The organism is Aequoribacter sp. (assembly GCF_965659035.1).
Taxonomy (GTDB): Bacteria; Pseudomonadota; Gammaproteobacteria; order Pseudomonadales; family Halieaceae; genus Aequoribacter.
This window is the reverse complement of sequence record NZ_CBFHWH010000071.1, coordinates 1-10,949: the sequence shown is the minus strand read 5'-3', so window position 1 is coordinate 10,949 and position 10,949 is coordinate 1. Positions and strand designations below refer to the sequence as shown.

Genomic DNA, 10,949 nt, shown 5'->3' with positions numbered 1-10,949 from the left:
TGTACAAGATCCCGCTCAAACCCAAACGCGTAAATTCGGATGGCCACGTGTCTACCGCCAACTGAAAAGCCACCTCGACCGATTCGAGGGGCGCTTCGGCTTCAGACTTTTTTGGGCTCGGGTCCTCCAAAATAGCCGGTTCGGCTGAAGGCACGCTCTGAACGTTCGGCTCAACAGCCGCGCTAGTAAGCGCGTCACCATGATCAGGAGCAGTCGCTTCGCCCCAAGGAGGTGCCGAATCTTGCAAGTGCGCCACGGGCTGATCATCCCAAGGTGCAGGAGCTAACGACGAGTCAGACACTAAGTTCGTGTCAGAGTCCTCATGGTTGCCTGCAGATTGAATTTGAGCCGTGGACACCTGCTCTGGAATATCGTGAGCAACAGACACGACGCCCGAATCGGAAGTCTGCGCAGCGGTCACCTCGAAGCTCACGGATTCATCACTGAACGCAATTGCCGGCCGGAAAGCCATCAAACGTAACAGCAACATCTCGAACGCCGCCTTAGGATCGCTACTACTGACCACGTCCACACGCCCCGAAGCCAGCATCTGGTAAAACAGCTGCACATCTTCGGGCGCCATCACGTGCGCCAGTGCTTGTATTGCCTCAGCGTCCAGCGCGGCATGCTGCAAGGTACCTGGTACCCATTGAGCCAGGGCAATCTGATGCAACCATTGCTGCAACATATCAACGACCTTACCGAAATCTGCACCGTGCTCCGCGAGCAGACTCACCGCATCTAACATGTCTTTAGCCTGCCCTGCTTGCAGTGCCTGTAACAGAGGCAAAACCTTACCGCTGGCAATACTGCCTAACATGGAGCTGACATCCGCTGTTCTGACTTGCCCCCCACCAAATGCGATGGCTTGATCGGTCAAGCTGAGCGCGTCGCGCATGCTACCCTCAGCGGCACGCCCGAGTTCAGCCAATGCTGCAGGATCCGCCTGAATCATCTCGCGTTCCAACACGTGACCAAGATAATCACTGATCCGATCGGGACTTAAATTTTTGAGATGAAACTGCAAACAGCGCGACAGAATCGTGGCCGGTAGTTTTTGCGGGTCCGTGGTCGCCAGCAAAAACTTTGCGTGCTCTGGAGGTTCTTCCAAGGTTTTTAGCAGAGCGTTAAAACTGTGTGACGACAGCATATGAACTTCGTCGATCAAGTAGATTTTGTAGCGCGAACGTGAGGGTGCATACTGCACGTTTTCTAAAAGCTCACGGGTGTCTTCGACCTTGGTTCGAGACGCCGCATCCACCTCAATAAGATCCACGCTGCGCCCCTCTGCGATTTCTTGGCAGGCGCTGCACACACCGCAGGGTTCAGAGCTCACCCCCTGATCACAGTTAAAGCACTTTGCTAACACGCGGGCGACGGTGGTTTTACCCACGCCTCGCGTACCAGTAAACAAATAGGCGTGGTGCAACCTGTCGTGGTCGAGGGCATTAATAAGCGCTTTTAAAACGTGCTCTTGCCCGACCATTTCTCGAAAGATCTGAGGGCGATACTTGCGCGCCAGAACCGTGTACGCCATGGATTTAAACCTGCAACAATATCAGCGGCTAAGCATACACTAACAAGGCATAAAGACGAAATTGGAGGCCGCCCAAACAGCCACACCCCGGCACACGATGCATTGACTACCGTTGCTCCCTTCCGGGCCTGGCGGGGTTTACCAATTCTCGTTGCGAGGGGACCGCCTGGGCGACCATAGCGAGCCTATCTCTAGGGCGCGCAATACTCTCAGAATTCTCTATTGCATGCAAGCCAAGCCTGAGAATTGACATTAGTGTAAGAAGCTCTTACATTATGTAAGAACTTCTTACTTCGAGCCTAAATTCATGCCTTTGCCACGCCCTCTTGTTAGCATCATCGCCCTCTGCATTGCCGGCGGCGCCGCAACCTTACTGACCGGTGCGCTTTACACTAAAGCGCCTGCGACTGTTGCAGTCGATACAGATCGAGCACTCGACGCAGAAATCACGCGCTTCGTTCAGCAAGACAGCTATGAAAAAACGGTAACGTTCGCCGGTATCGTTGCCGCGAAAGAAGATACTCGTCTTGCTTTTGAAATTCCGGGCACTTTGATTTCGCTAGACCTGCGGGTGGGCGACACGGCCGAAGCTGGGCAAATCGTGGCGAGGCTCGATACGCGAACTTTAGTCGCTAACCAACAAGCGTTAGATGCGCACCTCAAGCAAGCGCAAGCTCAGGTAGAGCTGGCCAATCTACAGTTCGAGAGAATTCAAGATTTGTATGGCCGAGGCGCCGTTTCCCAAGGACAATTCGACGAGGCTCGCTTGGGTCTAGAGAGTGCTGATGCCGCCAAAACTGCGCTACAAGCGGAACTCTCCGCGGTCAACGTTGCACTAACCAAAAGCGAATTAACGCTGCCCTTTGCCGCGACAGTCAATGCTCGACATGCGAGTATCGGTGACGTTGTGGCGTCGGGCTCACCCATTTATGACATCACCAGCAAAGAAGGTCGCGAAGCCATTATCGGTATACCGGCGCAGATCGCGACCCAGCTTGTAATCGACGAGGTCGTGACGGTCTACATCGATGGCCAAGCGATTGTTGGGCAAATTCTCGGCATTAGCAGTAAATTAGACCTGCGTACCCGCACGCAAACGGTCCGAATTGCCCTAGTCGATGATAGCCAGGCGACACCCGGCCAAGTTGCCGTCTTGCACCACGCTATCACAATCGAGACTGCCGGCGGTTGGTTACCCATGACCGCCTTAACAGAGGGCGGACGCGGGCTGTGGACCGCACTTGTAGCGCGGACCAACCAAGAAGATAAAATCGTGACGGAGCGGGCCATTCTCGAGATCATCGACTTTGCCGATGACCGCGTGTACGTTCGAGGTTCATTGAAGAACGGCGACAAGGTCATCGCCAGCGGCACCCACCGCTTGGTTCCCGGAATGGCGATCAACCCAGTCGAGGCCGCCCAATGATTGCTCAAAAACTCTACGACAAATCCCGCTATCTGGCGCTGATTATCGTTGTTATCGTGGCGGTTAGTGTAAACGCCTTCCAACAACTCGGTCGCCAAGAAGATCCGACCATGATGAATTTTGTGGCGACAGTGACGACCGTGTTCCCCGGCGCCACGCCGGACCGCGTCGAGGCTCTGGTCACTCGTCCAATTGAGGAAGAGCTTAAAAAAATCCCGCAGATCAACGAGATTGCGTCCATCAGTAATGCCAATATCTCATCGATCAACATTCGCTTATCCGATTTTTTGACCAATGAAGAGATGGAGGTGACCTGGGGCGAGATTCGCGATGCTTTGGGCGATGCGAGCTTGCGATTTCCTGAGGGCGCTGGCAACCCCATCTTCGATGATGACCGCTTAATTGCCTACACTACGATTGTCGCCATGAGTGCTAAGGACGGCGAAACCATCCCGATGGGTGTACTTAGCCGTGCGGCCGAAAACTTCGCTGATTTTGCCCGTAACTACAGCGGCACCAGTCTGGTAGACATATACGGAGAAGCGAACGAGGAGGTGCTTGTTGCTGTCGATCAAACACAATTGATTGTGCGCGGCCTGACCTTAGGTCAAGTTATCGAGGCGGTCAACAGGGCGGACTCCAAACGCCCAGCTGGCCTGACTCAAGGCGCAAACAATAATCTGCTGGTAGAGCTCCAGGGACAGTTTGATAGCGCCGCAGAACTCGGGCAAATTGTGCTGCAAACGAACACCTCTGGCGGTGTTACTCGCCTCAGCGATGTAGCGACCATTCAAAAGATCGAGCGAACGCCTGCTTCAGGCTATGTCCTGACCGATGGGCGACGCGGTATTTTGGTCGGTATTGCCATGAAGTCGGGTCTGCAAGTCGATCAGTGGACCAAGAAATTTGAGCAGGCGATTTGGGAGTATCAGCGAACCCTAGCGCCAGAGCTAAAGTTCGAAATCTCCTATGATCAGGGCAAATACAGCGAAGAGCGTCTCGCGAGTGTTTTCGGTAACTTAGTGATGGGGGTCGCTATTGTCATAGGCGTATTGCTCCTCACTTTAGGTTGGCGCGCGGCGATCGTGGTATCGATCATTTTACCCTTGTGTGCGCTTACCGCCTTAACCATCATGCAATTAATTGGTATGTCATTGCACCAAATGTCGATAACCGGGCTCATAGTGGCTCTAGGACTTTTGGTGGATGGCTCGATTGTTATGACGGACGACGTACGTAAGCGCCTACAGGAAGGGGCATCCCGTCGCCATGCCATCGAGCTAAGCGTCAACCGTATGTTTATTCCCCTATTAAGCTCTACGGTAACCACCGTCTTAACGTTTTTGCCGCTCGCCTTACTACCTGGCCCTGCCGGCTCATTCATGGGTTCCATTGCAACCTCGGTCATCATAATGCTGGTCACGTCGTTGGTGTTAGCCCTCGCGATTACACCGGTCCTCGCGGCGAGGCTACTACCCGATGGCGACAGCACAGGCTTCATGCAACGGGGCGTCACCATAAAGTGGCTGAGTGACATGCTGGCAAGTTCATTAGATGCTGCGCTGGCCTTCCCAAAGACGGCGATTACTTGCGCCCTGGTACTGCCGGTCGTCGGGATTTTGGCCTTTCCAACGCTGACGTCGCAATTTTTCCCCGGAACTGACCGCGACCAAATTTACATCCAAGTCAAACTCCCCAACGGACGTTCGATCGATGAAACCCTCGCGACAGCCAAGGCGATGGATGCCTTTGTTCGTCAGCATCCTCAGGTACGACGCATCGATTGGACGGTGGGCGAGAGCGCGCCGCCTTTCTACTACAACATGTATCGCAAAATGGACGGTGTCTCCACTTGGGCGGAAGCCCTGGTACTGACTCGTGATCCCAAAAAAACCGATGCGGCCATTCGCGAGCTGCAAGGTCAACTGGACCACGCATTCCCCAATGCACGATCGGTGGTGCGTGGCATCGACCAAGGTCCGCCCGTTGCTGCGCCCTTGGAGGTCGAGATCTATGGCCCCGATCTGACCACCTTGCGTGAATACGGCAATCTTTTCAGAGAAAGAATGGCACGCATTCCCGCCGTAACGCACACCAATGCCTCAATTTTGGGGGCTCCACCAAAAGTGGAATTGCAGGTAAAAGAAGAAGCGCTTAAATACACCGGGTTCGATGTGGCGAGCCTTGCGGCTAATGTCGGAGCCGCCTTGTCAGGCACGACCAGTGGCGAGATCTTGGAGGGTACGCAGCGACTTCCCATCCGGGTGCGCCTAGCGTCTGAAAACTGGACCGGCACCAACGCCCTAACGCACTTGCAAGCACCCGCAGGATTGGACACCGATAGTAACTATATTCCGTTGAGTGCCGTCAGTGACTTCAAACTGGTGCCCAGCTACAGCCCAATTACTAGACAAGACGGCGAGCGGCTTAACACCGTCCAAGGCTATTTGGTACGCGGGATATTACCGGAAGAAGCCCTTAAAGAGCTGCAGGCCGATTTAGAAAATGACCCCATCGAGCTCCCTCCCGGCTACAGCATCAAATTTGGTGGTGATGCCAACGAGCGCGCGGAGGTCGTCGGTTATATCATGGCACCGCTCGGGTTAATCATGGCCTCGTTACTCGCGACGATGCTGCTGACCTTCAACTCCTGGCGTTTAACCGCGGTGGGCTTTTTGGTTTGCCTGTGCTCCATGACGCTCAGCTTATTGGCCATCGAGATTTTTAGCTACCCCTTCGGCTTACAAGCATTGATTGGTGTGATTGGCTCGATTGGTGTATCCATCAACGCCGCAATCATTATTATCACCGCGCTTCAGCTCGATACCGAAGCCACGCGTGGCGAGGTTCTCAGTATGCGTAATGTTGTCATGGATTCGAGCCGACATATCGTCTCGACGACGATTACCACCTTTGGAGGCTTCCTACCGCTCATATTAGAGGGTGGTCAATTTTGGCCTCCCTTTGCCATGGCGATCGCAGGCGGCGTCTTGCTGTCGACCCTGATTAGTTTTTATCTGGTGCCCCCAGCGTTTTTATTGGTCGCTCGTTCATCGCGCGCCTCCGAAACCAGAGAAGCGTCAGAGGTGCACGCATGACCACAAGTAAAGCGACCGCAAGCAACCCCTACCACCACGGCGACTTAAAAAATACTCTTATACTTGCGGCCGCTGAGCTGATCGAAGAGCGCGGCAGCATTGACTTTACAATGTCCGAAGCGGCTCGCAGAGCGGGCGTTAGCTCGGGCGCTCCCTACCGACACTTCAAAGACAAAGAGGACCTGCTCGCGCGCGTGGCAGAACTTGGGTTCATCGGCCTGCATTCCGCCATAAATCACGCCATCGAGCCTCACCCTCGCGGAAGCATCGACCGCATCATCAGCTCTGGCCACGCCTATATGCGCTATGTTACCGAGAAGGCCGCATTCTTTGATTTAATGTGGGGGGAGGTGCTGATCGATACGCTAGAGAATGCTCAGTTCACAACGTTGGGAGCGTTCAACGAGCTAGTAGACTTGGTGGATGACTGGGTGAAAGCCGAACAACTAACGACTGAACCCCGAGAACTTGCCGTGAAGCTTATGGCGATGGGACACGGTTTAGTCAGCCTGCAAATGACCAAACGTTTGAATCGTTTAGCGCCAAATTTGTGTATTTTCCAGTGCCTAACAGACAGTGCCTATACGTTTTTACAAGGCATTAAAGAAGAGCAGACTAAACGCCGAGGCTAGTCTGCTCGATACCTTACATTTGATATTCTGGGACGTTGACAACCATCCCATCGAGCGCCTCGGTAACTTGCACCTGACAGCTCAAGCGGGAATTCGCCTCACGATCTGGGCGCATGCTTAACATGGCATCCTCAAGCTCATCTTGAGCGGATAACTTATCGATGAACGCCTCGCTGATAAACACGTGGCACGTACCACAGGCACAACCGCCACCGCAGTCAGCGTCGATACCATCAACGCCCTTGGCGATAGCATTTTCCATTAATGAACGACCCTCTTCCGCATCGATCGTCATTTCATCGCCGTTGTGCTGTATAAAGGTAATGCTAACCATAATATGCTCCTTGTGCTATTTCGACATTGTAACGAATAGCGGAGTTTAAAGGCGGTCTTATTTTGACACAATGCGTATTTTTTAGGACACTCTGTGTTTTCGAGTGATCGGTGTCAACATGAGTCAACGACGGGAAGATTTCATACCCTCGCTATATACGCGAATTACGGCGCGTGTTCTAAATTTGCAAGAGCGCGACTTACCGCGCTTACTTGCCGGCTCTGGCTTAGACCCGGCCATACTGATGCCGGGTGACAACACACTGATCAGCGCTCAATCGCAAATGGTCATTATCGATAACGCGCGCGGCTTGTATGGCAAGCCAGGATTTGGCTTGGTTGCAGGTAGCCAGCTCACACCCAACACTTTCGGCCCTATCGGTTATCTGGCCCTTAGCAGCCCCACCCTGATGCGCGCCATGATGGCCTTGCGCGACTTCTTACCTTTGCGAATTTCGTTTACTCATTTAGAAATCGCAGAAGTCGAAAACTATTTATGCTGCCGCCTGAAGATTACAGTTCCAGTCAGTGAAGAAAATAGGATTCACTTGACGGAATGCTTTGCGCTTGTGGTCAAAGCTGTGGCCGATGCTGTGACAGGCGAAGCCCTACCCGATTTAAAATTCACGTTTTCTTACCCAGCACCGAGCTACGCCGAGAAGTACCACGAAGCACTGAGAGCTGAGGTAAGTTTCGACGCAGAGACAGATGCTTTTTGGATTCCCTTACAGTTCGCGCAGTACGCCAATGTCTCGAGCGACACACAGTCTTATCAGCGCGCCAGAGATTTATGCGAAGAGATACTGCAGTCAGCCCCCAGAAAGCATCTGACTTTGGCCGATCGGCTGCGGCAACTCATGTTGTCACAACCCGCGGCGACGGTCAGTGAAGATATGCTCGCTCGAGCGATGTTTACCTCCAAGCGCACCATCGCTCGGAGGCTCGCTGCCGAAGGCACTAGCTACCGCCAGGTGCGCGACAGTACCCTTGCGGAACTTGCCGCAAGACACTTGCAAGAGACGACTCTATCGACCGAGGCTATTGCAGCCATCTTAGGTTACAACGACGTCGCGAATTTTAGACGAGCTTGCCGTCGTTGGTTTGGAATGCCGCCAAGTGAGGTCAGAGCACTACCGTCTGACCCACTCGTAACATCAGATTTACGTCTTAGGGCGTCCAGTGAGCATTGACTTTAGCGCCAGGATTAAAAGCGTCTAAGTCAACGTAGGCACCGCCATTCACAACAGCAGTGAAACCGTCGGCTTGCAACATCGACTGCGCGATACCCGAGCGATTACCGCTACGACAATACACGACAATGGGTGTTTCTTTTGCCAAACCAAGCTCATTCGCACGCGCCACAATAATCTCATAGGGAATGTGCAAGGACCCTTTTATGGTGCCCGCGGCCACCTCTTCGTCGGTCCGAACATCTATCACCAATGCGGGCTGTTCAATTGCCGCCCAAGCCTGTTCTGGAGTCATCATCGTATCCTTCTCACATCCGCTCAAAAACGCCAATGATAGCGCCAGAGCAAGGCCTAGCGCTAGCGTGAAAGAATACTGACGCATCACTTGTTGCGCCCCAAACGTTCGTGGGCATCGACCCAGTCGTTGGTGCGCGTCTCTTTGTCGGTGCGCGTAGCGGCCGCTAACGACAACTCACCGGCAACCACTAAGCCCGCAGCAATTTCAGCGAACTTCATCGCCTTATCAGCACCGTAGCAATCCATAATTTCCAAACACTCACGTTGCGTTGCGAGGCTCGTACCACCCCCATAGGTCGCCACAATCAACGATGGCAAGGTGATGGAGTAGTAATAATCACCGTTACGAGTCACCTTGTTATAAGTGGTGCACTGGTTTGACTCACCGATATTGGCGATATCTTGCCCAGTCGCGAGGTAAAGTGCAGCCAACCCATTCGCAGGATGAGCTGCGTTGTTAGAAGAATTGGTCAGCAAAGCGGCCAGAGTGCTGATGCCCTGCCCGTAATGCATAGCCTCGGGCGTCACCTTCAGGTGTTGTTTCATGACATCTTTAGGAATCGTGATTTCCGCAGTGACGCGACGCCCCCGCCCCTTCAACAAGTTAACGCTAGACGTGCGCTTCTCGGTGTCAAATGACCCTGATAACAAATAGTGTGACATGTGAGGATTTTGCTCGCGAATCCATTCGCACGCCACAAACGTTGCTCGACTCGTCATATTCTGCCCGGCGGCATCTCCGGTTGAATAGTCAAAGCGCGTGTAAACCATGTTATGAACGTGGTAACGCTCGATTTCGTTGAGTTTTCCTACCGATGTAGTCGTTTCCGCACGGGCCTTAATCTCCAAGAAGTTTTGGTCCAGCCACAGCGTGAAATCGCGCGCCTGACGTGCGTCTTTGAACACGAAACACGGGGCACGCTGCATCACCACATCGGTTACCGTGGTCAGGACACCACCGCTCTCGCGAATGACCTTCATGCCGCGGTTATAGCTGGCAAGCATGGTGCCCTCTACCGTTGCCATGGGCACAAAAAATTCACCCTGTGCGTATTCACCGTTGACTAACAAGGGCCCGGCAATGCCAACCGGCACCTGGGCGACACCAAAAATATTCTCAATGTTGCCGGACATGTTCTCTGGATTAAACGAAAATTGCTTCGTGTGGTGGAGCTTAGCGCCCGTCTCTTGCTCGATAAAGTCTTGGCGCTGCTTGATAATGTCGCTTCCGTAGTCGTTATCGTTAGAACGTGGGATTTTGCCAGCCATGTTAAGTCCTTGCATATCGTGTTTGAGAACTTAAGGTAGCAGAAAATACTCAAAGTTCAAAATTATTCGATTTGCATGCATCACACGCCTTCTATAACATTTGTGGGCCTACTCTCTTGCGAGATGACATGACGCATTTTATTTCTAATCTGAGCAAGTACATCTCAGTTATTGGGTTCCTTGTTTGCATTACATCCGGTGCAATCGCGGCGAACAATTGGGAGCAGGACTTCAACGCACTCACCGACCGAACGCCAGAATCGTTACTCCACTTTTTGGATGAGACTCTACGGCAGCAGGACTATCTTGACGACCTCGAGTCACAAATTAAAATCCGCATTAAGAAAGCCAAACTGTACCGCGACACTGCCGCATACGACCGAGCGCTTGCTGAGCTCAGTGCCGCCGACACCATTGCGACAAAAGCTTTGCGCTCGGATCTGCAGGCCGAAATCATCTTAACGCGGGGCACTGTGAAAGGCGAAATAGGCCAGGTCCCGGATGCTATCGACGATTTCCACGCAGCACGCAAATTAGCGCAGGCCGAACATGATAAGAATTTAGAGCTGACCATTCTTAACGCCCTTGGCGTTGCCTACCTGTACGCGCACAACCCTGAACGCGCAATCGAGTATTTCGAGCAAACCCAAAGCCTAGCTCAACAGCTTGGTAACAAAGAACGAGAGTTGGTCGCCCTGGGAAATATCGGATCGGCGCTCGCTGATATGAACAAGATCGAAGCGAGCCTCAAGGCGCATCGTCAGGCCTATGCCCTAGCACAAGAGCTCGCGTCCCAGCAAAATTTAAGCTCACAAGGCATCTATCAGCTCGCCAATATTTGCTCGCGACTTTTTGACCTAAACCGACTGAATGAAGCCGAAATGGCATGCAAACAGGCCCTTGAGCCCGCCGAGGCGATGGGTCACGTGCGAATTTTGTCTGGGATATTGATGACGCTGGGTAAAATAAAGTTTGAGCAGGGCCAAGAAGACCAAGCCATGCCTCTGCTCGAGCGAGCACTGGCGCTTGTTGGCACATCGACTCCAGCGATTTCGCTGCCCTTAATCGAGACATTAGCTGGCGTTTATTCCAACCTCGACAAGTCGAAACAAGCCGCAGAGTATTGGAAGCAAGCCATCGAACTCCAGCGTTCACTCGAGCAACGTG

9 protein-coding genes and 1 other RNA gene are annotated in these 10,949 nt (G+C 53.1%); 5 read left to right on the top strand and 5 right to left on the bottom strand.

The annotated features are described in order from the left end of the window. On the bottom strand, positions 1-1,537 hold a 1,537-nt coding region (gene dnaX, locus ACTF5Z_RS09520; protein ID WP_438985430.1), incomplete at its 3' end, for a DNA polymerase III subunit gamma/tau. 71 nt (positions 1,538-1,608) lie between these two features. Further along, positions 1,609-1,705: signal recognition particle sRNA small type (gene ffs / locus ACTF5Z_RS09515), an RNA gene on the bottom strand. Positions 1,706-1,844: 139 nt separating this feature from the next. Here ffs and ACTF5Z_RS09510 point away from each other — a divergent pair. Genes ACTF5Z_RS09510 through ACTF5Z_RS09500 form a run of 3 tightly spaced genes read left to right on the top strand, consistent with a single transcriptional unit; the run spans position 1,845 to position 6,693 of the window. Further along, a complete protein-coding gene (locus tag ACTF5Z_RS09510) occupies positions 1,845-2,963 on the top strand; it encodes an efflux RND transporter periplasmic adaptor subunit (protein ID WP_438985429.1) in 1,119 nt (372 codons plus the stop codon). Then, the gene (locus tag ACTF5Z_RS09505) at positions 2,960-6,061 is read left to right on the top strand and encodes an efflux RND transporter permease subunit (RefSeq protein ID WP_438985428.1); all 3,102 of its coding nucleotides are present in this window, start codon (positions 2,960-2,962) and stop codon (positions 6,059-6,061) included. Before ACTF5Z_RS09510 ends, ACTF5Z_RS09505 begins: the two co-directional genes overlap by 4 nt. Continuing rightward, complete coding sequence (locus tag ACTF5Z_RS09500) at positions 6,058-6,693, top strand: TetR/AcrR family transcriptional regulator (protein ID WP_438985427.1); 636 nt, start codon at positions 6,058-6,060, stop codon at positions 6,691-6,693. Before ACTF5Z_RS09505 ends, ACTF5Z_RS09500 begins: the two co-directional genes overlap by 4 nt. A 13-nt stretch (positions 6,694-6,706) precedes the next feature. On the opposite strand, the gene ACTF5Z_RS09495 is transcribed toward ACTF5Z_RS09500, so the two are convergent. Then, complete coding sequence (locus tag ACTF5Z_RS09495) at positions 6,707-7,027, bottom strand: 2Fe-2S iron-sulfur cluster-binding protein (protein WP_438985426.1); 321 nt, start codon at positions 7,025-7,027, stop codon at positions 6,707-6,709. Positions 7,028-7,145: 118 nt separating this feature from the next. On the opposite strand from ACTF5Z_RS09495, the gene ACTF5Z_RS09490 reads away from it, so the two are divergent. Continuing rightward, entirely contained in the window at positions 7,146-8,216 is a 1,071-nt protein-coding gene (locus ACTF5Z_RS09490) for an AraC family transcriptional regulator ligand-binding domain-containing protein (RefSeq protein ID WP_438985425.1), read from the top strand. Here ACTF5Z_RS09490 and ACTF5Z_RS09485 read toward each other — a convergent pair. Both ACTF5Z_RS09485 and ACTF5Z_RS09480 read right to left on the bottom strand, forming a co-directional pair. Next, positions 8,194-8,598 carry a rhodanese-like domain-containing protein gene (locus ACTF5Z_RS09485; protein WP_438985424.1) on the bottom strand — a complete coding sequence of 135 codons (405 nt, stop codon included), beginning with the start codon at positions 8,596-8,598 and terminating at the stop codon, positions 8,194-8,196. The two genes, ACTF5Z_RS09490 and ACTF5Z_RS09485, sit on opposite strands and share 23 nt — an antisense overlap. Beyond that, complete coding sequence (locus tag ACTF5Z_RS09480) at positions 8,598-9,782, bottom strand: hydroxymethylglutaryl-CoA reductase (protein WP_423854045.1); 1,185 nt, start codon at positions 9,780-9,782, stop codon at positions 8,598-8,600. The genes ACTF5Z_RS09485 and ACTF5Z_RS09480 overlap by 1 nt, the downstream gene beginning before the upstream one ends. A gap of 128 nt (positions 9,783-9,910) precedes the next feature. Here ACTF5Z_RS09480 and ACTF5Z_RS09475 point away from each other — a divergent pair. Further along, positions 9,911-10,949: tetratricopeptide repeat protein (locus ACTF5Z_RS09475; protein WP_438985423.1), on the top strand; the 1,039-nt coding region annotated here is incomplete at its 3' end.

Bases quoted from the DNA above. Each gene is read 5' to 3' on its own strand.
- ACTF5Z_RS09485 (WP_438985424.1), bottom strand. From the start codon at position 8,598: ATGCGTCAGTATTCTTTCACGCTAGCGCTAGGCCTTGCTCTGGCGCTA.
- ACTF5Z_RS09500 (WP_438985427.1), top strand. From the start codon at position 6,058: ATGACCACAAGTAAAGCGACCGCAAGCAACCCCTACCACCACGGCGAC.
- ACTF5Z_RS09495 (WP_438985426.1), bottom strand. From the start codon at position 7,027: ATGGTTAGCATTACCTTTATACAGCACAACGGCGATGAAATGACGATC.
- ACTF5Z_RS09480 (WP_423854045.1), bottom strand. From the start codon at position 9,782: ATGGCTGGCAAAATCCCACGTTCTAACGATAACGACTACGGAAGCGAC.
- ACTF5Z_RS09505 (WP_438985428.1), top strand. From the start codon at position 2,960: ATGATTGCTCAAAAACTCTACGACAAATCCCGCTATCTGGCGCTGATT.
- ACTF5Z_RS09510 (WP_438985429.1), top strand. From the start codon at position 1,845: ATGCCTTTGCCACGCCCTCTTGTTAGCATCATCGCCCTCTGCATTGCC.
- ACTF5Z_RS09490 (WP_438985425.1), top strand. From the start codon at position 7,146: ATGAGTCAACGACGGGAAGATTTCATACCCTCGCTATATACGCGAATT.